The sequence below is a fragment of the Paenibacillus residui genome (assembly GCF_042677205.1).
In the GTDB taxonomy this organism is placed as follows: domain Bacteria; phylum Bacillota; class Bacilli; order Paenibacillales; family NBRC-103111; genus Paenibacillus_L; species Paenibacillus_L residui.
This window is the reverse complement of record NZ_JBHTIU010000081.1, coordinates 26,053-47,708: the sequence shown is the minus strand read 5'-3', so window position 1 is coordinate 47,708 and position 21,656 is coordinate 26,053. Positions and strand designations below refer to the sequence as shown.

Annotated in this window: 16 protein-coding genes; 6 read left to right on the top strand and 10 right to left on the bottom strand. The window is 52.1% G+C overall.

The window, feature by feature from the left end; all coding sequences use genetic code 11:
- Positions 1 to 18: 18 nt before the first annotated feature.
- The 6 genes from ACFQ03_RS19935 to ACFQ03_RS19910 all read right to left on the bottom strand — a co-directional run bounded on the left by ACFQ03_RS19935 (position 19) and on the right by ACFQ03_RS19910 (position 7,766).
- Positions 19 to 834 carry a carbohydrate ABC transporter permease gene (locus ACFQ03_RS19935; protein ID WP_379290430.1) on the bottom strand — a complete coding sequence of 272 codons (816 nt, stop codon included), beginning with the start codon at positions 832 to 834 and terminating at the stop codon, positions 19 to 21.
- Positions 835 to 846: 12 nt separating this feature from the next.
- Positions 847 to 1,722: a carbohydrate ABC transporter permease gene (locus ACFQ03_RS19930; RefSeq protein ID WP_379290428.1), complete on the bottom strand. Its 876-nt coding sequence runs from the start codon at positions 1,720 to 1,722 to the stop codon at positions 847 to 849.
- A gap of 144 nt (positions 1,723 to 1,866) precedes the next feature.
- Positions 1,867 to 3,156 (bottom strand): ABC transporter substrate-binding protein, encoded by a 1,290-nt coding sequence (locus ACFQ03_RS19925; RefSeq protein WP_379290426.1) that lies wholly within the window; start codon positions 3,154 to 3,156, stop codon positions 1,867 to 1,869.
- 452 nt (positions 3,157 to 3,608) lie between these two features.
- Positions 3,609 to 4,595, bottom strand: coding sequence for a bile acid:sodium symporter family protein (locus ACFQ03_RS19920; protein WP_379290424.1), 987 nt, complete (start codon positions 4,593 to 4,595; stop codon positions 3,609 to 3,611).
- Positions 4,592 to 5,695 carry a M24 family metallopeptidase gene (locus ACFQ03_RS19915; protein WP_379290422.1) on the bottom strand — a complete coding sequence of 368 codons (1,104 nt, stop codon included), beginning with the start codon at positions 5,693 to 5,695 and terminating at the stop codon, positions 4,592 to 4,594. The genes ACFQ03_RS19920 and ACFQ03_RS19915 overlap by 4 nt, the downstream gene beginning before the upstream one ends.
- A 55-nt stretch (positions 5,696 to 5,750) precedes the next feature.
- Complete coding sequence (locus ACFQ03_RS19910; RefSeq protein ID WP_379290420.1) at positions 5,751 to 7,766, bottom strand: alpha-glucosidase; 2,016 nt, start codon at positions 7,764 to 7,766, stop codon at positions 5,751 to 5,753.
- A gap of 360 nt (positions 7,767 to 8,126) precedes the next feature.
- Here ACFQ03_RS19910 and ACFQ03_RS19905 point away from each other — a divergent pair, with 360 nt between their 5' ends.
- From ACFQ03_RS19905 to ACFQ03_RS19895, 3 genes are all read left to right on the top strand, one after another.
- Complete coding sequence (locus ACFQ03_RS19905) at positions 8,127 to 9,698, top strand: FAD-dependent oxidoreductase (RefSeq protein WP_379290418.1); 1,572 nt, start codon at positions 8,127 to 8,129, stop codon at positions 9,696 to 9,698.
- A 126-nt stretch (positions 9,699 to 9,824) separates the two neighbouring features.
- Entirely contained in the window at positions 9,825 to 10,961 is a 1,137-nt protein-coding gene (locus ACFQ03_RS19900; protein WP_379290416.1) for a GNAT family N-acetyltransferase, read from the top strand.
- A 269-nt stretch (positions 10,962 to 11,230) separates the two neighbouring features.
- Complete coding sequence (locus ACFQ03_RS19895) at positions 11,231 to 12,220, top strand: lipoate--protein ligase (protein WP_150959206.1); 990 nt, start codon at positions 11,231 to 11,233, stop codon at positions 12,218 to 12,220.
- A 203-nt stretch (positions 12,221 to 12,423) separates the two neighbouring features.
- On the opposite strand, the gene ACFQ03_RS19890 is transcribed toward ACFQ03_RS19895, so the two are convergent.
- The 4 genes from ACFQ03_RS19890 to ACFQ03_RS19875 form a co-directional block, all read right to left on the bottom strand.
- Positions 12,424 to 14,025 carry a response regulator gene (locus ACFQ03_RS19890; RefSeq protein WP_379290414.1) on the bottom strand — a complete coding sequence of 534 codons (1,602 nt, stop codon included), beginning with the start codon at positions 14,023 to 14,025 and terminating at the stop codon, positions 12,424 to 12,426.
- An 818-nt stretch (positions 14,026 to 14,843) separates the two neighbouring features.
- Positions 14,844 to 17,945: an Ig-like domain-containing protein gene (locus tag ACFQ03_RS19885; RefSeq protein ID WP_150959204.1), complete on the bottom strand. Its 3,102-nt coding sequence runs from the start codon at positions 17,943 to 17,945 to the stop codon at positions 14,844 to 14,846.
- 189 nt (positions 17,946 to 18,134) lie between these two features.
- Positions 18,135 to 18,509 (bottom strand): phosphotransferase family protein, encoded by a 375-nt coding sequence (locus tag ACFQ03_RS19880; RefSeq protein ID WP_144934006.1) that lies wholly within the window; start codon positions 18,507 to 18,509, stop codon positions 18,135 to 18,137.
- A gap of 223 nt (positions 18,510 to 18,732) precedes the next feature.
- Positions 18,733 to 19,701 carry a YpdA family putative bacillithiol disulfide reductase gene (locus ACFQ03_RS19875; protein ID WP_379290411.1) on the bottom strand — a complete coding sequence of 323 codons (969 nt, stop codon included), beginning with the start codon at positions 19,699 to 19,701 and terminating at the stop codon, positions 18,733 to 18,735.
- Between the two features lie 361 nt (positions 19,702 to 20,062).
- Between ACFQ03_RS19875 and ACFQ03_RS19870 the strand changes: the two genes are divergently transcribed.
- From ACFQ03_RS19870 to ACFQ03_RS19860, 3 genes are all read left to right on the top strand, one after another.
- Complete coding sequence (locus ACFQ03_RS19870; protein WP_144934002.1) at positions 20,063 to 20,332, top strand: 50S ribosomal protein L33; 270 nt, start codon at positions 20,063 to 20,065, stop codon at positions 20,330 to 20,332.
- 118 nt (positions 20,333 to 20,450) lie between these two features.
- Positions 20,451 to 20,681 (top strand): hypothetical protein, encoded by a 231-nt coding sequence (locus ACFQ03_RS19865; protein WP_144934000.1) that lies wholly within the window; start codon positions 20,451 to 20,453, stop codon positions 20,679 to 20,681.
- 86 nt (positions 20,682 to 20,767) lie between these two features.
- The gene (locus ACFQ03_RS19860; protein ID WP_144933998.1) at positions 20,768 to 21,631 is read left to right on the top strand and encodes an amidohydrolase family protein; all 864 of its coding nucleotides are present in this window, start codon (positions 20,768 to 20,770) and stop codon (positions 21,629 to 21,631) included.
- Positions 21,632 to 21,656 lie beyond the last annotated feature (25 nt).

Here is a 21,656-nt window from a genome sequence, read left to right as displayed (position 1 = left end):
TTGTCGGCGGCACATGTATTATCCTTTGATCGCTCCGGCGGTCATTCCGGCTACGAAATACCGCTGCAGAAGGACATAAGCAATTACCATCGGCCCGGATGCGATTACGACTCCGGCGAAGATGGCGGGGAAGTTGGTCACGTATTCCCCCTGGAATTGCAATAGCGCCAGCGGAATGGTCTTCTTCGTCTTCTCTGTAATGAACAACAGCGGATAGAGCAGATCATTCCACACCATAACGAACAGGAAAATGGCGGTGGCCGCTACCGAAGGCATAGAAATCGGCAGCACCACTCTCCGGTAAATCCCCCACTCACTGGCTCCGTCCAAGCTGCTAGCTTCCAGCAGCTCCTTGGACATCGAGCTCATGAAGCCCGAGATGATGAAAACGGCGATGGGCAGATAAACCGCGATCGAAACAATAATAAGCCCGGTCAGACTGTTCGTCATCTTCAGCTTATAGACCAGCGCATAGAGCGGGATCATGTTGACCTGCGCCGGAACCATCATGCCGGCTGCGAACAGGCCATAGAACAATAAGCCCTTCTTGCCGCCGATCCGCATAATGGCATAAGCAATCATCGTCGCGAAGAAAAGAATGAAGAACACGGTGGACACCGTAACGACCACACTGTTCATAAAATACAGGCCCATCGATTGCTGCTGAAACATCTCCAGGAAATTATCCCAAGTAAACTGTTTCGGCCATCCGACCGGATTGAGATAGAATTCCGTGGATGGTTTGAACGAGGTAATGAATACAAGCGACACCGGTACGATAATCATAATGGCAAACAGCAGCAGGATCAGTCGTTTTCCCCATTTAAGCACCATCGGAAACCCCTCCTAGTAAGAAACCTTGCTGCCCCTCAAAATACGGAACTGCAGCAGCGTAATGAGGGCAATAATGAACATGAAAATGACGGAGCCGGCGGAAGCATAGCCGAATTTATAATTTTGGAACGCCGTATGATATAGAAACGTCGACAATATCTCCGTCGAATATGCGGGACCACCGCCGGTCATGGCAAAGATCAGGTCGAATGCCTTGAAGGACTGGATGGTCGTATAAGCAACGACAATGGTCGCCGACGGAGCAATGAGCGGCCAGGTAATCTTCCGGAAGGTTTGCCAGCGGCCGGCCCCTTCGATTCGGGCTACCTCATACAGATCCTCCGGGATTGCCTGCAGTCCGGCAATGAAGACAACCATCATCTGTCCGGTATGCGCCCATACCTGGACGAACGCAATCGAGTATATGGCGATGTCCATATTTCCGATCCAGTTCATGGCCAACGAATCCAAACCGACAGCGCTTAAAGCGCGGTTGATAAGTCCCATGGTCGGATCGTACATAAACGACCAGATAAAAGCGACGGAAATGGACGCAATAATCGCAGGGAAGAAATAAAGAGCCCGTAAAAACACGCTTCCTTTGGAATTTTTGACTAACAGAACCGCCAACAGGAGCGAAAGCATCGTCTGGCAAATAACCACGGTAAACATAAACTTCAGGTTATTGCCGAGAGACCTGGTAAATACCAGATCGTTCGTGATCATGTTAATATAGTTGTCCACACCGACAAAGCCGTACTCCGGGGACAGTCCGTCCCAATCGGTAAAGGAATAGTACAAGCCGCTAAGCGTCGGATAAATAAAGAAAATCAAATACAGCAGCATGCCAGGTACAAGAAACAAATAAATCGCTTTGCTAGTTTTCATCGGTGACCTCCTGCGGGTTTGACAGCGCCCCCCTTCTTTATCGCTTTAGCTTGCGATGCGAAGCGATAATCCTCCGCGGCGGAAAGATAGAGGCCCGGCTTCTGCCTGGGCCCGTTCCTCCCAACCCAAAGTCAGGGTTGCCAATTACTTATTGCCCAGCTTTAACTGCTGGTCGACGACAGCCTGGGCCTCCTCTGCGGCTTTCTCCGGGGCAAAGCCCGCCAGAACCGCCTGTATCGAATTGGTCACGGCTTTCTGAATTTCACCGTTCATGATAAAATATCTCGGCTGAAAGCGTGTTTTCTTATTCATCCATACAGCGGTGTCCTGCAGTTCCTCCGAAGTGTACTCGACTCCTTCCACGGTAACGTGCTGCCCGGTTTCATTCGCATATTCCCCGGCGATATCCTTGCGGCTCAGAAACTCAATGAACTTCTTGGCTTCCTCCGGATGCTTCGACTTGCTGTTCAGAGCAAGCATGAAGGTTGTCGTATGGATGCCTTCGTACTGCGCCTGATCTGCAGGCACGGTAATCGGCGCCAGCAATTGCTGCTTCAGGTTCGGATTCTGCTCCTTGTTCGTTGCAAGCATATACGAGCCGGTAGCCAGCATTGCGGCTTTCTCCTGGGCAAACAGCGCGGCCGCGGCATCCTTCTTCGTGCCCAGCGAATCCTTCTGCAGGTAGCCTTTATCGTTCAGTTCCTTGAACTGGGTCAGGGTCTTGACCCACCATTCCTCTGTCAGCTTGGCTTCCCCGGCCTCCAGCTTCTCGAAAATATCTTCATCCGGTGCGTTATTCATCATCATCGGGTTCATGAACTGCCCGGGACCAATATCGGAGCCCGGAAACGCTATCGGAGTAATTCCGTTCTGCTTCAGCGTTTCACAAACCTGGAGGAATTCCTCCCAATCCTTCGGTTCTTTCAGGCCGTACTTCTCGAACAAGCCTACGTTGTAAATCGGCATATTATAGACCAGCTGAAGCGGTATGGCAAGCTGCTTGCCGTCCTTCACACCGACTTGGATCAGGTTCTGGCTGAAGTTGCCGACGAAGGGCTCGTTGGTCAGATCCGTGAACAAGCCCGCCTTGGCAATCGCTTCGAACTGGGCGCCGGGCATTGCGGCGAACACATCACCGGTCGTTCCGTCCAACAGCTTGGCTTGGGCCGTCGATTGATATTGCTCGGACGGATAAATATCCATCTTGACCTTGATTCCCGGATTTTCCTGCTCAAACTTCTCAATCAGCGTGTTGAAAACTTTCGCATCCTCTCCGCGCCAATGGATGAAGCTGATCGATACATCCTTGCCCTTGGCGTCCCCCTTCTCGCTGTTAGAACCGCCCTCCGCACCGTTCCCGCTGCCGCACGCGGTTCCAAGCATCATCACTCCCGCCAGCGTCAGGGCAAATGCCGTCTTCCTGTTCTTTGTCATCTGGGAAAACCCTCCTTTTTCTTCAAAACCGTCCTCTTTCTTTTCAGCGGTATCTTTCTATGCAGACCGTATCTTTCTCCGCCGCCTCATCATGCAACTTGCATAACGCAACCCCGTCTTGCTTGCTCGAAATGTGACTTTTCTAAATTCATAATAACATCATGATGTTTACGCTTTCAGTATAGTGAGATCCTTCCGAGTTTGTCAATACTTTTTTTGAGTCTTTTTTCTTATTTGCTTGCGGCCCCCCATTTTAATCCGGCCAATGAAGGGATTGCCTAAGTTCTCGGACCTCAATGTAGTCAGAATTAATGTAATATCGCAGGAAGTGTCGTTCTCCTGAGAATGGGACCAACAAAACTTCCATTGAATCCAATTTGCACCCATCGGAAAGAAAGGTCTGCCCGCCTAACAGGGGGGCTCACCTTCCCCGCCACCTGGCTTGGGCCTCTTCAAGCTGTCGTGGACGAAGACGGTGCGGAGGATAGCTCCGATCGCTTGCTGCGTGAGAACAGGAGATGCACGATCAGCGCCGCCGGATGCTGCAGCAGCATAGCGATCATGACCGGAATAGCCGCATGCGGGGTAAAGTACAGCTGGGCAATGACGATCCCGGCGGTATAATTGCGGACCCCTCCCGTATAGGTCAGCGCAATTTCCGCTCCTCTGCCAAGCTTCATCGCCCGCATGGCCGCCCAGCACAGCAAATACCCCATGACCATCAGACCGCCGACGGTCACGATCAGTCTGAGCACTTCGCCCGCCACATCGCTCAAGGCGGACGCCATAGCTGCTGCGTTGAGCAGGACGATCACATAGAGCGTCAGCTTCGAGGACAATGCCAGGCACTGGCGTACAGTCTGCCTGTTCCCCCGGCGCAGCCAGACTCCTGCAGTCATCCCCGCCAGGCACGGCAGACCAACCAGCTTGACGACCCCCCAAATCAGTCCTGCGGCATCGACCGAAACGAAGGTGCCCAGCATCAGCCACAGCGTAAGAGGGAGCAGCAGAGGACTCAGCAGCGTATCCAAAGCGACCATGCCGATTGCAATTCCGGTGCTTCCCCTGCTCATGGTTACCCACACTATAGACGTCACGCCAATCGGCAAGACCATCGCCAATAAAGCTCCCAGCATGAGATCCTGCTGATGGCCATAAAGCACACTCAGCGCACTGTAGCTTAGCCACGGAGTGATCCCATGTACCAAAAGCAACAGTACGAGAAGAGCCCAAGGCTTGCTGCGCAGCTCCGTGAATTGCTCTTTGGACACGTTGATTGACGAAACGAAGGTCAAATACATGAACAAGTACGGAACCGCCTCAACATAAGGCTCCAGGTAGCCGGCCGCCTGAAAGCCGGCAAACAGAACCAGCGGCAGGATCACAATGATCCAGCGTTCCAGCAGCCGGTTCGAGGCCGCCCAAACCGTTGTCTTCATCGCACCAAAATGCCCGGACGGCTCCAGCTTTGGCCGCCGACAGCGATATATATCGTCGGAAAATGCGCCGATCCCGTCAAAATTTCATTCCCGTCATCGCCCACGAGAATGGTGTCCTCCGATTTGACACCGGCGATCGAAGGATTCCAGGCATAGATGGTCGAAGCCTCCACCCTGTAGGTATCCCCTGGGGTCGCAATCCGCTCCCGGCTGACATAGCCGGTCAAGCCCCCCTGATGGTGATGGCGGATCTCCTGTGCATAGCCCGCTTCACGATAAAAACACTCCAAATCCGCATACATCTCCCCTAAGCTGCGGCCGGGCCGGGTGGCATGGATGATGCGGGCGTCGATTTCTGCGACCGCTTGATGCTTCCGCATAATCTCGGGAGTAGGCCCCCCGAAATGGACCAAACGGGTAGCCGAGGCGATCCGTCCGTTCTGCCGGGCGCAGACGACCAGCATTGCATAGGCATCCAACGTCTTCGCGGTCGGCAGCGGGTGCCTTCTTGTGAATATGCGTTCGTCTGCCGCAATCAAGTTGACGATCGGCTCCAGACCGCGCTCCCAGCATTCCTGAGCGAGCAGACCGGCGATCGCAAATTCCGACTGTCCCCGCCGCAGCTTATGTGCCGCTTCCCCAATCGCTTCTCCCGTCAAGCGACCCAGTGTCCGCCAAGCCTCGAGCTCCTCCGGGCGAACCTCGGTCCGAAGCCGAAGAAAAACGGCTTCCAGCTCGGCGTCCGTCCGAACGGACTCCATTCCTTCCGTCAGGCGGACCATAAGGCGCCCGCGCTCCTGCGGCGAATTCCACGGCCAAATCTGCAGCTCCACCAGCCGTTCAAAGCCAGGGGCCGCTACTTCTTCCTCCAATAGCCTTCTGGCTTCAATATTATTGGCAAGAAAATAACAGCGTTCGCTCGTAACAACAAAAGCGCAACAGGCCGATATATCCGCCGTATTGACATGGCTGCGGCCGCCCGTCAGCCAGGAAACATTCTTCTGCAAGGCGACCGTAACCGCGTCGATGCCCTCTTCCAGCATAACTTTACGGAGCATCTCCAATCGCTGCACAAATCCTTCATTGGACATCTCTTTCATTTTCTTTCATCCCCTATCTCTTCCGCATCCGCTGCGCCATGCTTATTGTCCATGCTTAGTCCAGAGAGCGCAGAGATTCGAAAAGCGAAGCATAATGAGAGGCCGCACGGTAAAATACCGGAGGTTGTCCCAATGGCGCATCCACCTGAATGTCGCCGCCCCGATAAGTTCTGCCGGTCCACAGGTGAATCCACTCATCCTCCGGCAGATAGACGCCGACGGTCCTCTGTCCTTCCTCGATCACCGGAGCGGCCAGCAAATCCCGCCCCAGCAAGTATTGATACTGGATCGAATAAGCACGCTCGTCCCGCTCATAATGGAGAAACAGCGGGCGCATGACAGGAACACCAGTATCTGCATTTTCCTTAACGGCCGCCTTCAGATATGGCTTGAGAGCGGTATATACGCGGCTCATCCTGGCAAAATGCAGCAGCGTCTCGTCATCCGAATCAAACTGCCAGTTATCATCCGGGCGGTTCCCCTCATGAGTCCGCATGATCGGGGTGAACGCACTGTGCTCGGCCCAGCGCATGAACAGTTCCTTCGTTCTTTTCATGCCGAACAGAGTCGTATACCCGCCGATATCGCTGTGATGCAGCCCGAAGCCGGACATGGCCAGCGATAGCGCCGCCGGGATGACCGAAGCCAGCCCATCGTCGAGACTCCAGTCGACATTCTGGTCGCCGGCCCACATCATAGTGCAGTAACGTTGACTGCCTGTATAACCGGCCCGCATGAAGAAGGTGACGTCATCGAGCTTGTCCTCTTCCTCCACCGCCTCGCGGTTCAACCGGGCCCACATGGCAGGCCATGCGTTGTGCATCCATTCCGCGGATGCCCCGTTATGAAGCACGACATCGGTCGGCAAATATTCCCCGAAATCAGCCATCCAGCCGGACAATCCGAACCGGATCATATTTTCTTTGATTACATTTTTGTACCATTCGCAAGCTTCCGGATTCGTGAAATCGACGATTCCGGCATCGAATTCGCCGAAATCGACCAAATAATCCTCGCCCCGGTCATTCTTCGCCAAGAAGCCCGCGGCGCTGGCTTCCTTGAACAAATGTCCTTCCACCGCCACATAAGGGTTGATATAGCCAAGAAAGCGGATTCCCTTCTCCCTGAGCTTCTCGATCTCCTTATCCAGGCCGGGATACAGCTCGCGGTTCCAAATCCAGTTCCACATCAGCCTTTTGCCGAAGGAGGTATGCCTCACTCCTTGCCAATCCTGCGCCCAGACGCCGCTCACCTGCAGACCCATGGCCAATGCGCGGTTCAGCTTGTCGAGCACGACTTCGGTTCCGCCCTGTACGCCGATCCAGACTCCATCGTACACCCAATCCGGGAGTTCCGGCTGACGGCCGAGATAAGCGGTCAGCTTCCCGAGCAGTTCTACATAAGTATCGGCCGCCTCCAGCACAAGCTTCTCCGGAATATTCCAGAGCTGCAGCTCATGGTAACTCGGATGGCGAAAATCAAGATCCATGTAGGCGCTGTCATCCACATGACAATAATATTTCCGGCTGGAAATGAAGGTAGGCTGCGGGAAGAAGGTCCAGTAATAATCGCCGCCCGCCCGATCCTCCTTATCTGCCAGAAAGGTAATGTACGTATCTTTATTCCGGCCGACACCCTGCTCCGATGTCCATAGCGGAAAATTCCTGCCCCGCAAATCAAAGTGGGAAAATTGCTCTCCACAGCCATATACGTGCTCCTGCTCCTCTGCAGCAAGCCGCAGCCATAGACGGTTAATTCCTTCCTTGTTCCCTACGAAGCGAATAACCGCCCGATCGTGCTCTACCCCGAACACTACAGTAAGCGGTAACAATCCGGATTTAGAGAAGGTTACCCTGACATCTCCAGCATCGGACGATTCCACGGCATAGTCTACCAAAGCCAGCTTCTCTCCGAGTCTGTCGCTGACCTTGAAGTTGCCCCGGTACATATCATACTGTCCTTGTCCATGGCCCGCGTAAATCCATGGCTCCGTCCGGGAATGCCGGATAATCACCCGCCCGCCCAGCTCGACAGTCAGTACTCCTTCGTAATCGCGAACCTGTAAGCCCATGCTTGTGGTTCCCCCCTGTATCGCTTAATATTTTGATTCAAACCGCTTTCAAAATGATTTTGGATTCTGTTGAATAGGTAATAACATCATGATGTTTTAAATGTTAGTACAACCTTTTGCGGCTGTCAATAGCTCTCTTCGGGATGTATTCAAAATTCGCTTTTTGCACATGTTCCTTTTCTCAACAAAAAATACAGTCATGACGCCGGGGCAACACCATGAAATACAGGCCGCAAATTTTGCCGGAAAAAGCACTAAGCTATCAGAGTACCACAAAAAGTCATGAAACTCCCTGTTGACCGGAACGCTTTATCATTAAAATAGTATTTAGCGCGTTTCAATTAAGGGGGAGGTTTTATAATGAAAGAGATGAATGCGGATATAGTCATTATTGGGGGCAGCACCGGCGGCTGCGCAGCGGCATTGGCTGCTGCAAAGATGGGGAAGCGGGTCATTATGACCGAAGAAACCGTGTGGATTGGCGGCCAACTGACCAGTCAGGCTGTACCGCCCGATGAGCATCCGTGGATCGAAAGCTTCGGCTGTACCAGAAGCTATCGCCAATTTCGTGACGGAGTCCGTCAATACTACCGGGATCACTTCCCGCTTACGGCCGAGGCTCGGGCCACCCGCCATTGGAATCCGGGCAGTGCCAACGTCAGCCGAATCAGCCATGAGCCCCGGGCCGCTCTGGCCGTTATCGAGCAGATGCTGGCCCCTTATATTCACAGCGGCCGGTTGACTGTGCTGACCCGCACACAGCCGGAAAGCGCCCGAACTGACGGCGACGAAGTACGGTCCGTTACCGTCCGTCATCTCGATACGGGAGATCGTATGGAACTTACAGCCCCGTATTATCTCGATGCTACGGAATGCGGGGACGTTCTGCCTCTTGCCGGGGTTGAATATGTCACCGGGTCGGAATCGAAACAGGATACCGGCGAGCCCCACGCCTTGGACGGCCCGGCGGATCCGATGGATATGCAGGCATTTACATACTGCTTTGCCATGGACTACTTGGAAGGGGAAGACCATACGATCGACAAGCCCCGGGATTACGATTTCTGGAATTCCTACAAGGCCGACTTCTGGCCGGACAAACAGCTCAGCTTCGCAGGAGTTCGGCCCGCCACGCTGGAGCCCGTTACCTACGGATTATTTCCGGGCGGGGGCAAATTCCCGCTCTGGACCTATCGAAGGGTGATTGACAAAAATCATTTCGTTCCGGGAACCTTCCCCGGCGATATTTCGATAGTCAACTGGCCGGCCAACGATTACTGGCTCGGACCGATCATCGATGTCAGCCCCGAAGAGAGACAACAGCATCTGGAAGCCGCGAAGCAGCTCAGTCTGTCTCTTCTGTACTGGCTGCAGACCGAAGCCCCACGCCCGGACGGCAAGCAGGGCTATCCCGGGTTGAGGCTTCGCGGAGACGTAACTAACAGCGAGGACGGCCTCGCCTTATATCCTTACATTCGTGAATCGCGGCGAATCAAGGCGGAATTTACCGTGCTGGAACAGCATGTCAGCGCCGCCTGCAGAGAAGACGGCAGAGCTGCCGAATTCACCGATTCCGTCGGGGTCGGCTGCTATCGCATCGATCTTCATCCGAGCACGGCGCTGCGGCATTATATCGATATTTCCAGCCTGCCTTTCCAGATTCCACTGGGAAGCCTGCTGCCGATCCGGGTCAACAACCTCCTGCCCGCCTGTAAGAACCTTGGGGTCACCCATATTACGAACGGTTGTTACCGCCTGCATCCGGTCGAATGGAATATCGGGGAAGCTGCAGGCTACCTGGCCGCTTTCAGCCTGGAACGCAAAGTTCAGCCAAGACAGGTACGCAGCGACTCTACACTGCTCGAGGATTACCAGCGTCTGCTGACAGCCGAGGGAATTGAATTGGCATGGCCTGTCATACGCGCGGTATAATCCGCGGGAAACAAACAACGGAAAATCGTTCCAGAAATAGGCCTATAAAGCTGTAAAATATGGTACAATCTTGAATGTAATTGCGCAAATATCAAAGCGTTGTTAGCCATTCTAGGAGGCGTATTCATGGAAATTCGTTGTTTATTGACACAACAACAATTGGATGAAGCGGCGAAGCTCTCGGATTCCATCTTCCGGGACTCTGAGCAGGTATCTATGCAGGCCGCTTTTCCGGGGGTGTTCTCAGAGGCGCTCGGCCAATCCTATGGCGCTTTTGACAATGGCAAGCTCGTATCGTTCATGGGGCTTGTTCCGGCCGTCTTGAGAATAGGAGAAGCAAGACTCCCTATCTACTCTCTCGGTTCCGTCTGCACACACCCTGACTATCGGGGCCAAGGCACAGCCAGCGAGATTCTGACGAAGATTCTGGAGCATATCGATAGGGCGGGCGCTTCCCTCCTCCTTGTCTCAGGGGGAAGGTCGCTATATACGCGAGCGGGCTGCTGTACATACGGTCAAGTTCACCGTTTCCTGTGGGAAGAAGGCCAGCCTCTCCCCTCCAGACCTGTTCCGGAAGGAACTGTGCTTCGAGAGCTCGCCCCGACGGACTGGTTCCGTCTATATGAATTGGCGAGCGGCCGCCGCAGCCGCTATGAGCAGAGCGTATGGGATTTGGCCGGACTGATTCATGCCGAAGCGCTCAGCACCTGCTACAAGCTGCAGCACAAAGTGCTCGTAGCCGAGAACGCAGAAGGCGATTTGCTGACCTTCGCCGTCATCGGAGTCCCTTATTCGGATACTCCGAAACGCGAGCCCCACCTGATTGAATGGGGCGGTGCCGCCGAAGGAATGCCCGCATTGCTGTCCTATGCGATCCGGACCTACGGATTGAAGAAGCTTAACATTCCCGTGCCTTGGCACGAAGATAAGCTGGCAGCGGAGCTTGCAGGACTCCCCTGCAATACGGGCAAAGCCACCGGCACGGTCTACATCGTGAATCCTGAGAGATTGCTCGGTCATATGTACCCTTACCTGAAATCGGTTGATGCGGGAGCGGCCGACAGCCTTAGGATCACCCGCTTGGAAGACGGCAGAACCAGCGTTGCACTGGACGGTTGGACCGCCGAGCTTACGGTGCAGGAGACCGTCTCTATGTTCTTCGACCCGGCTCCTGAATTCCAGGCCCCTGAGGAGTTAAAGAAGCGGCTGTCCGCCTTGTTCCCGATTCCGTTTCCTTACGATGCCGGGCTGAATTACGTGTAATGTCTGTCCGGACGGAAACGGCTTATGCCAACGACTTTGCATTTATAGTTAACATGATCTGCCACCGAATGGTTGAGGAGCTCCCGCCGGGAGTTCCTTTCATTTTTCAGGGCAATTACCGGACTTATCCTGGCTGACTATCTTTTCAGGGCCGTTTTTTGTCTGACAGCCTGTTTTGCGATACAATGAGGTTGTCGGCTGAACTTCATGCTACGGAATGGTTAGCCGTACTGAAAACCATGCTTTCGATTTCGGAGGGGGATATTCTCATGAAATTTATAGATAATCAAGGAATCACGGACCCGCGCATGAATCTAGCGATCGAAGAATATGCGCTTAAAGAGCTTCCGCAAGACGAGGACTATCTTCTTTTTTATATCAACGAGCCATCGATCATCATTGGAAAAAATCAAAATACGGCGGAGGAAATCAACGCCGATTACGTCAATGCCAACTCTATTCATGTCGTGCGCAGACTGTCCGGAGGAGGTGCGGTTTACCACGATTTGGGGAATTTGAATTTCAGCTTTATTATGAACGATGACGGACAGTCCTTTCATAATTTCCGCAAATTTACGGAGCCTGTCGTACAAGCTCTGCGAAGCATGGGAGTAGAGGCTGAATTGACGGGACGCAACGACATTCAAGTCGGCGAACGGAAAATATCCGGTAACGCCCAATATTCCACCAAGGGAAGAATGTTCAGCCACGGCACGCTGCTTTTTGACTCCGAGATGGAGAATGTCGTGTCCGCGCTTAAGGTGAATAGCGACAAGATCCAGTCGAAAGGAATCAAGTCGATTCGCAGCCGGGTGGCGAATATTTCGGAATTTCTGCCGGAGAAGATAACGATCGAGCAGTTCAAGCAGTCCTTGCTGCGTTCTATCTTCGGAGGAGAGAACATTCCGGAGTATAAGCTGACTGAGGATGACTGGAAACGAATCCGAGAGCTGTCCGAGGCCCGCTACCAAAGCTGGGATTGGAACTACGGCAAATCCCCTAAGTCCAACTTCCGCCAGTCCAAGCGATTTGACCAGGTAGGAACGGTGGATGTCCGGCTTGATATTGAGAAAGGAAAAATTAAGGAGGCCAAAATATACGGGGACTTCTTCGGGCTTCAGGACGTATCGGAGCTGGAGAGCAAGCTGATCGGCCTTCCTTACGATAAGACGGCTGTCCGGGAAGCTCTGGCGGAAGCGGATGCCGGGAATTATATCGGCAAGCTGGATAACGAATCTCTGCTTTCCCTGTTTTTCTAGATCGCGTAGTCAGCGGACAGTTTTCCGGCGAGTGACGGTTTTGACATTTTTGATGTATAGAAAGAAGTGACATATTGAAGCCCGCTCCGAAAAAGTGGAACGGGCTCTTTCATCATTGTCGGCATGGTATATCCGAGTTCTCGTACCTTCCGGCCGCCTCTCGGCGCCGCTCATTGAAGCCTGAAGATCGAGGCGGATGCGGTCTATCCACCCTTGATTTCTCCAGGAGTAACTCCCCAATATTTGCGAAACACTCTTGTGAAATAGCTGACATCGCGGTATCCGACCATCCGGGCCGCATCATATACCTTGGCCCCTTCCAGCAAATATTGCTTGGCAAACTCCATCTTGCGCTCCAATACATAGGCCGAGAAGGATTTGCCCGTTTCCTGCTTGAACAACCTGCTTAAGTAGGATGAATTGACAAACAGACGGTCGGCAACGGTATGGAGGGACAGCTCCTGATCCATCTCCTTGTCGACAATGGTCAGAATATCTCTGACCATCTTGTGGCTGGTCGTCTTCCTCTGCCTCTGTTGGTACGCTATAAAGCTTCTGACAAAGCGGTTCATCCATTGGCGAATCTGATCCTTGGAGGCCAGGCTCTGCAAATTGTGATAGTAGCCGAAATCGGCGCCTACAACTTCCTGCAGGGACCATCCTTGCTTATGAACGAAGCGGATGAACAAGCTGCTCAAATAAAGGACATTCTCCTGCATTTCTTCGACGGAACCCGCCTTAAGCATTCCCTGCTGCCAAATAGCATCGAGCGCCTCCAGCGCCTGATCGGTATCTGCAAGCTCCAGTGCGATTTCCAGCTTCTTCTCAATGTTCGGTTCGGAAGGCAGAACCGGATCCGCGGCATTCTCCTCCCGATAAGGTACGGCCAAATCGTTGCCATACACAATTCTTTCCTGCAGCGCCTTGCGCGCCTGCATGTACAGCTTGCCTACCGCTTCCTTGTCGGAGGAAGGCTTGCTGATTCCGGCGCTGGCCGTCAGCTTCAGGCATTCCTTAATGACGAACAGCAGCTTGACGATCAGTGTATTCACGTGCAGTAAGAAATCCTGCCCATCCTCTTCCGGGGCGGCTGTAAAAATAATGGCGGTGGAACCTGCGGAATCCGAGCAGATCCAACAGGGTGTGCGCTCCAGATACTCAAGCGCCACACTTTTGACCGAAAAATCAAGCAAAGGACCGTCACTTTCGTTGAAACGGGTCTCTCCTTCGGGCAGCGGGTCCATATCGACTACGGCCACAATGTACTGCTGGTCCTTCTGCAAGCCGGGCAGCAGGTCGCGTCCCTTTTCGCTAACCTCCCACTCCTCAAATTTCCCCGCCAACCAATATTGGAGGAACATTTCCTTGACATAGGGCAGATGCTGGGCCCATTTTAATTGCAGCTTCCTTTCATTATGGCGCTTCTCCATCTCTGCGCGGACCTTCTCCGCGGCTTCCAGGACCGCCTCCACGATATCGGTATCCCCGGCCGGCTTGAGCAAATACTTGCTGATCCCGAGCTCCACCGCGGATTGCGCAAAAGCAAAATTATCATGACCGCTTAGAATAATAAATTGAAGATACGGATCTTTTTCACGGACCTGTCTGGCCAAGGTCAAACCGTCCATTTCCGGCATTTGGATATCCATCAGCACAATATCCGGTTTTTTGCGTTCGATTAACTCCAAAGCTTCTTTACCGTTTGCCGCGAGCCCGACTACCTCTATCCCATGATCTTCCCAAGGTATGTTATTGGCCAGGCTGTTGCGAAGCCGGGCTTCGTCCTCAACAATCATTAAGTTCATCTCTCTCTCCCCCTTATCCGAACGAAAGGCTAATGTTAACAGCTTATCGTTTAACCGGCAGACTCCTATCCTGGAAAAACAAGCGGGGGTCTTCTTCGAGACCAGTATGGACTTCCTTTTCGCTATGTCTGCATGATGTTCGGCAATTCTGTGCTGCTTCGAGACTTTCGCTGTTTCTACGTGATGTTAAGTGATGTTTGCGGCACTTCGAGTACAGTTTGGACTTCCAATCGCTGTTATCCTCGAATTTCTATTGAATGGATTCTATAAAGGTTGAAATCCGAGGATAACGATGCGACCGCTCACGCTTTTCCAGTTCCAAACTGTCTTCTCCGTGACTTTTTTGCCAAACATATTGCTTTACAGCGATATGCTCCGTCAAACTGAGTCAATGGGATACTGCTCAAAGACACTAACTGCTCACGCTCTTCCAGTTCCAACTCCTCCGTGACTTTTTTGCCAAACATATTGCTTTACAGCGATATGCTCCGTCAAACTGAGTCAATGGGATACTGCTCAAAGACACTAACTGCTCACGCTCTTCCAGTTCAAAGCGGTAACAGCTTGGAGCCAGCCTCTCATTCAATGAAGAGGCCATGGGTCTCCCCACGGCCTCCGTACGATTTACGGAACTTCCGAAGTCTTCCGCTTATCCCTGGCACTCTCTTTCTTAATTATAAGCGGTGAATCTATAAATGCCATGGCTGCAGACAATTCGACGTCCTGATCATTCTACCTCGGCTTGGAAGATGTTATCGCGTGCATTGCAGTCCGTCAGCAAGAGCAACGATGACTCTTGCATGCTGCGTCCCAGTTGTTTACGAGTTATGGCCTTTTCCTTTATTCCGGCCGGGAACGTCGTGGTGGAACACTTTGATTTTAGCATGGGCTTGCTTGCCTTCGTATTCTACCGTAACCGTTGCGTTCCCCGGCTTCACTGCAGTAGCGAGGCCGCTGCCGGACACCTCGATCACCTTGCTGTGGGAAGAGGAGAACGAAGCGCCGGTAACTCGCTCCCGGGTGCCATCGGAGTATACTGCTGTCACTTCGATTTGATGAGTCTCCCCGACTACGAGACTGTAATTGTAAGAATCCAGCTCCAATGATACCACATGAGCAGGCTGCCCTTCCCGGGTAATACGGATTCCCTTCTCATTCGTCTTGTAGCCGTCTACATAGACGGTTATCAATACCTGATTCTCTCCGAGCTCCAGAGGGATCGTTGCGGTGAAGTCGCCGTCAGGCTTCATCGTAGCCGGAACCCCGTTCACTAGAACCGAGGCAGTTCCCGGCCCCAATACCTCAACGTTTCCTTGAATGGAAGCCGTCGGCCGATTGACAACCGTACCGTCATATTGGGAATAGCCCCTTAATACAGCAGACCTGACCTGATCGCCCGCGCTGTATGTGTTGGCCACCAACTGTCTTCGGGTTCTCTGGCCGGAAGTATCCGCTGCGGAGATCACGAAGCCGCCATCCGGTATCAGGCTGTTATTCGGCTCCTTGTTCGTCCAGTTCCAGGTCATCGCCTGTGTTTTGTTAACTACACGGGTTACTTGACCGGACGCATCGACAATAGCCTCCACTCCCCAAGTATTCGTCCCTGTCGATAGACCGAAGCGGTTCGTATATACATTCAGATTATCCTCATTCCGATTGACGTTATAGTAATCCCCTTCAATAAAGCGGTCCGGCTGCCCGGGATGACTGATGCCCAATTGATAGTCCTTCACATATTCCCGATCTTCAATAGACGCTTTAATAATCGGCCAATTGACCTGTGAATAATCAAACAGCATCAAGCCATTAGTCTTGTGCAGCCCGGCCTGGAACACTTCCCTCTGCAGGGCGGGATCCTGGAGATTGGACAGTGCCATCCCCGCATAGAGCGGTATATCGCCATTCGTCAAAATATTTCCGAGCGTAATATATTTCTCGATCTGCTTGGCTGTCGTCTGATACGTGCCGATAATCAGAAAATCCAGGTTATCCGTATATCCGGTCTCATAATAAGTATCTGTGTACAAGTAGTCTTCGGGGAAACCAAGCCGCGGATCGTAGCGGAAATTCGGGCTGGCCCAATTGACCCCGTTTAAATAGTACGATTCGTACCAGGAGCCGACATAGGCAGAGGCCTGGATGTCTTTTCCTTTCATTTCGCTATAGCGGTCCACAAGCCCTCTTACTTCGGCAGTGAAAGATTCGATCGTTGCCGAGCGGAACTCCCACCAATCTGCGATAAGCGGGCCGTTAATCCGTGACCCGTCAGCGGCGTATTGGAAAATATCCTGAGGCCATTGCTTCAATGTTTTGCCTCTTGCGGCCAGGAACGCTTCAAATTTGGTGCGGGATTCCTCGCTGAAATCGGCGAAGAAGTTGTCGTAGCGGCCCCGATCCAGCAGAACGCCGTCTACGTCATAGTTCTTCAGCACCTCCTCGAAGCCCAGCAGTTGGTAACGGCGGGCATCGTCATTAGCCGGATTGATGAAGGCGACCAATGCCCCGCTCTGTCCGTATTTACTTTCGCGAAGACGCTTGATCTCCCCATTGTCCTCCGCCCGGTAAATGTGCTCTTCCCAATCCAGATGATCGTTCAGCACCGCAAATTCGTTATGCGCGAACGATCCTTCCGCGAAGACATTGAATGCGGCGTGCACTGTTAATCCAAGATCGTGCCCATGCCGGACAAATTCATCCAGCAAATCGAGATCAGGATTGGCTCCCGCTCGGGTCGGCGCAGTCATTTCGCTGACATATGGACGGCCGGTCAGATCGTTGCGCTTGTAGGAAGCGAAGCCTTCCACCCCTTTGACATCGAAGAGGACCGAGGTCACTCCGGCATCCTTCGCTTTGACAAGCATATCTCTTACGCTCTCGCTTGTTTGGAAGCTGACCGCGTTAGAGCCTTGATCGACCCACAGGTAAACCTCTTTAGGGAGATTCTGTGAAGCCTTGTAATAGATGATGAGTGTCTGCTCAGCCTGCGGGCTGCCATTCTTGCTAACCTGGACATCAATGTAATTCACACCGGTGGCCAAAGAGTATACATGGCGGAACGAATCATCAGCCTGAATGGCTGCCTGCTGTCCGTTGATGGTCAGAGAGTAACTTGCATCCTCGCTCCGGTTGGTCACTTTCCCGGTAATTTCCACAGAAGGAACGGTAACCGTGTAAATGGAGTCGTTGTCAATTACAAGCCTTGCCTTCGGGCCCTGTCCGGTCATCAGCTCGGTTACGGGCACCACCTCGCCGTTCTTGCGAAGCTTAATGATATCGCCCGGCCTGAAATTTTTGGCCAAATATTGCTTGTACGTCTTATTCGCCCAGCTATCGTCATTCGCTACCAGGACGTATCCGCCTGGCGGAATGGGAAGATCGGTCGGTCCCGTCCAGTTCGGAACTCCTCCATTAATGGACTGGTTAATGACTTGAAGCACCTGATTGTTCTGGTCCACCTGTACGCCGACAGCAGTGCGGGGGACCGTAATCTGATCACCGAAATCATTCGTGTAGAGTGCGATATAATCGGTTATGCCTTCCAAAGACTCGTCTATATAGTTGATTTGCTTGCGCGGTCCTTCAACGATAATCGAGATATCTTCAGGGGCGGCTTCCACTTCTATGTAGTCACCGTCGTCAGCAAGCCCCGCGCGAACTCCTTCCGGGCTGTATACTGACTCGGTTACCGTATTTCCCGCTCTATCCTCTACGCCGGAAGACGGACCCGTACCCGGTTCGCTCTGTGGCAGAGTTAACGGGATTTCTTCACTCTGCTGCATATAACCGAAATCCCCCCCCTCCATAGGTCTCTCCGCCGCCGGAATTCCGGTTTCCGCCGATGCGGCCATCCCGGTACCCGGCCCCGACCATAGAGTAAACAGGAGACAGCAGAGAAACAGTAATTTAAGCTTTTTGAACATTATTTCACCTTCCCTCACAGGAGTATTAAAAGATCTATCGATCCTCTCCCATTATATTTGATAGCGTTTACATTAAATAGAGGAAAGTGATTACTTTTTATCGGACTTTTATGACTTTTGCCGAGATCTATCGGCTCTATGAGGAGCTTTACGAGATACGAAATCCATAACTTAGAGCCAAAACTCATGTTAAATGAAAACATGATTTAATGCCCAATCAAGTCGTCTGTTCCATTCTTTTTTTACCGGTTCCGGAAAATCATCCTTAACAATCTCAATAATCCTCCAGATCTGAAGAATTATGTGTGCGTGTAATATGTCAGACGTAAAATCTTCTTTTCTCCGCTCAATGTAGGCATTTATGAAAGCTCGTACACAAACATGTGCAATATTTGGAAAATGCAAATGGGTCCAAAACAGAACATTTGCAACATCTACTCTCGGATCTCCATAACCTGCAAATTCCCAATCAATTAACTTACTATTGCCTTTTACATCACGTATCACATTGTGGTAACCGAAATCACCGTGTAGTAATAATGAGTTGAATGGAGAAACGGACATTAGTTGCATAAACGAAATGTTACATCGTAACAGTTTATTAAGTTACTTCAGCTCAGATACGATTTATCGGTAAATATCAAAAGCTGTCCCCCATGAAAAAAACACGCGCTATTTAAAATATGCGCGTGTTTAGAGGGCAGACGAAGTAGTGTCAAGAACCTGCGCTAGACAGGTCGGCTGAACGGTTTGACCGATTTTCGGGTTTTGGCGTCGAACGCCTCCGTCAACGTTCGATAATTGCTTGGGCAATGCTGCGCCCATGAAATCGGCCGTTTTCTATGAAAATTTCATTAGCCCGGCTTCCGGCCGCTATCACTCCGGCGATAAACAGATTGGGAACGTTCGTCTCCATCGTCTCCGGATTATGCCGGGGAGCCCCCGTTTCCTCGTCCAACTCCACTCCGCATGCTTGCAGAAGCTGGCGGTCGGGACGAAACCCGGTTAGCGCCAGGACAAAGTCGTTCTCTAACCTGCTAACCTCCCCTTCGCTTTCGACCATGATGAAGCCTTCACCAATTTCCGTTATCTGTGAGGAGAACAGCATTCGGATTTTCCCTTTGTTCACTGCGCTTTCGAAAAGCGGACGCACCCAGGCCTTCACATAAGGAGACAGCTCGCTTCCCCGGTAAATAACCGTCACTTTCGCACCTACCCGCTCCAGCTCCAGAGCGGCGTCCACCGCCGAGTTGTTCCCGCCCACGACCGCAACCTTCATCTTCGCATAAGGATGCGCCTCCTGGAAGTAATGTGAGACGTGGGGAAGCTCTTCCCCCGGCACCTGAAGACAATTCGGCTGGTCGAAATAACCGGTGGCCACAATGACATGCTTGGCTCTGTAAGTATGTTTACGGCCATAACGGTCTTCACTGTCCAGTTCGAACCCGCCGTCCTCGGGCCGGATGGCAAGAACCCTTTCATATAAGCGGATCCGCAGCTCCTTGCGCTCGGCCACCGTCCTGTAATAGGTCAGTCCTTCGAGCCGGGTCGGCTTCTCGTTCGGAGTTACGAACGGGATTCCCCCGATTTCCAGAAGCTCCGGAGTACTGTGAAATTGTAAAAAGGTCGGATAACGATAAATAGAGTCGACGATGGACCCCTTTTCAATGATCAGAGGTTCAATCCCCTTCTCCTTCAACTCAGAGGCGGCGGATAAACCGCAAGGTCCCGCTCCGATAATGATGACTTGTTCCATGATGTCGCCTCCCCTTCATTGATCTTTAGTTTAGAAGCTGTGAACTAAAACGGTCATTCAATCCGTTCATCACGAATCTCATTAATTATACCGGATACCCGGAAGTTTTCCAAGATTTACGGGGATGGCGGAGAACTATAGCTTGCCTCCCGACAACGAGCACGTTTCTTCCATAGCTTCCCTTTCATCGCTAACTTCGGGTACATGCCCTTGGCTTGCATCCATACGCTCTTTCATTCCCGATCATAGAATAGAATTATGGAATGGGGCCACCCTGCGTTTTCATATAAACGGATAAGAAGACATAGACTAGGCTCGTCCCCAGAATCCCTAAGCTCTTTGCGATAAAGGAGGTGGAAGCATGAACCAGACAATTTCCCGTCGTGAAGTGGAAAAACTCGTCGGCAAGTATGTTTATGCGGTGAAGAAAGACGGTTCCTTAATCAGCGGCAAGCTGAGAGCCATTCAAGGAAACCAACTGATATTTGAATACGAAAAAGGAAAGGATGCCAGAACTAAAGCTATTATTCCGCTTGTTCTGTTTGATTTGTTGGCCATTGGCACCTCTCCTTTTGCCTTCGGCGGATTTCCATTTGGTTTCGGAGGCTTTGGAGGTCCGTTTATCTGGTAATCTATTGCGAATTCCAAAAGGCACGTTCGCTTGCAGAGCGGCGTGCCTTTCAGCTTGACCGTCGTTTTATGGTACAATAGGATCATTCCTATTCATTAGACAGAAAGGAGGGACGGCTATGTCCACCAGCCTCGTTAATCGCACATTAAGCCATCCCCAATATTTGCTCCGTGTGGATCGCGATCCGGACAGCGGCAGCTATTTCGGCAGAATTATACAGCTTTCTGAAGGCAAGGCTTCCTCAGATGCGGAACAATCCGGGGAAATGATCTTCTCTTCCTTCCCTCAAGATTCCGTTGAGCAAGCGGAGAAAGCGGCCATGGATTACTATATTCAAATCAGGAAATAATGGTTGCCAGTGCCCGTTTCCCGTTCTACAATAATATAAACATGTAATATACATGTTCTATATCATTGCGACAGGGGCGATCCTAGTTGATTATTGACGTACATAACCATCCGGATTGGTACGGGTATAATCTGGAACGATTTTTGGACAATATGAAGCAGTATAACATTGACAAGACTTGGCTGCTCAGCTGGGAATGCCCGGCAACCGAATATAATCCCGAATACATCAAGCACATTCCCGACCCGGACAAGCCGAACGGGCCCATTTCCTTCGAGCGCTGCGCCGCTTACAAAGAACAGGCGCCGGACAAGTTTATATTGGGCTATGCCCCCGATCCGCGCCTGCCCGATGCCATCGATAAGCTGGATCATGCCATCCGGCTGTACGATGTCAAGGTGTACGGCGAGCTCAAGCTGAGGATGATGTATGATAATCCCGACGCTCTTCGTCTGTATCGTTTCTGCGGGGAGAAGGGCTTGCCGGTTCTCGTCCACATCGACTACGAATTCGATACCGGCTCCACCTACCCCCGCCCCAATTGGTGGTACGGCGGAGGTATCGGGGCGTTCGAGCGTGCCGTCCAGGCTTGTCCGGAAACGGTCTTTATCGGTCATGCCCCCGGGTTCTGGGCACATATTTCGGGCGATGACCAATATAATAAGACCGCCTATCCGACGGGCCCTGTCCTGCCGGGAGGCCGGGTGTCCGAGATGCTGCGCAGCTATCCGAACCTGTATTGCGATATTTCCGCAGGCTCGGGCTGCAACGCGCTGGCAAGAGACAGAGAATTTGCCAAGCAATTTTTGATAGATTTCCAGGATCGCATTATGTACGGACGGGATTATTTCGATAATGTGCACCAGCAGCTGTTGGAATCACTGGATTTGCCTAAAACGGTGCTCGACAAGATCTATTATCAAAACGCTCTGAAGCTCATCCCGGAGTAGAATTAGAGAGTCAAGGATACTTTCT

Coding starts and splice junctions, on each gene's coding strand:
- ACFQ03_RS19935 (WP_379290430.1), bottom strand. CDS start 834: ATGGTGCTTAAATGGGGAAAACGACTGATCCTGCTGCTGTTTGCCATT.
- ACFQ03_RS19930 (WP_379290428.1), bottom strand. CDS start 1,722: ATGAAAACTAGCAAAGCGATTTATTTGTTTCTTGTACCTGGCATGCTG.
- ACFQ03_RS19925 (WP_379290426.1), bottom strand. CDS start 3,156: ATGACAAAGAACAGGAAGACGGCATTTGCCCTGACGCTGGCGGGAGTG.
- ACFQ03_RS19920 (WP_379290424.1), bottom strand. CDS start 4,595: ATGAAGACAACGGTTTGGGCGGCCTCGAACCGGCTGCTGGAACGCTGG.
- ACFQ03_RS19915 (WP_379290422.1), bottom strand. CDS start 5,695: ATGAAAGAGATGTCCAATGAAGGATTTGTGCAGCGATTGGAGATGCTC.
- ACFQ03_RS19910 (WP_379290420.1), bottom strand. CDS start 7,766: ATGGGCTTACAGGTTCGCGATTACGAAGGAGTACTGACTGTCGAGCTG.
- ACFQ03_RS19905 (WP_379290418.1), top strand. CDS start 8,127: ATGAAAGAGATGAATGCGGATATAGTCATTATTGGGGGCAGCACCGGC.
- ACFQ03_RS19900 (WP_379290416.1), top strand. CDS start 9,825: ATGGAAATTCGTTGTTTATTGACACAACAACAATTGGATGAAGCGGCG.
- ACFQ03_RS19895 (WP_150959206.1), top strand. CDS start 11,231: ATGAAATTTATAGATAATCAAGGAATCACGGACCCGCGCATGAATCTA.
- ACFQ03_RS19890 (WP_379290414.1), bottom strand. CDS start 14,025: ATGAACTTAATGATTGTTGAGGACGAAGCCCGGCTTCGCAACAGCCTG.
- ACFQ03_RS19885 (WP_150959204.1), bottom strand. CDS start 17,945: ATGTTCAAAAAGCTTAAATTACTGTTTCTCTGCTGTCTCCTGTTTACT.
- ACFQ03_RS19880 (WP_144934006.1), bottom strand. CDS start 18,509: ATGTCCGTTTCTCCATTCAACTCATTATTACTACACGGTGATTTCGGT.
- ACFQ03_RS19875 (WP_379290411.1), bottom strand. CDS start 19,701: ATGGAACAAGTCATCATTATCGGAGCGGGACCTTGCGGTTTATCCGCC.
- ACFQ03_RS19870 (WP_144934002.1), top strand. CDS start 20,063: ATGAACCAGACAATTTCCCGTCGTGAAGTGGAAAAACTCGTCGGCAAG.
- ACFQ03_RS19865 (WP_144934000.1), top strand. CDS start 20,451: ATGTCCACCAGCCTCGTTAATCGCACATTAAGCCATCCCCAATATTTG.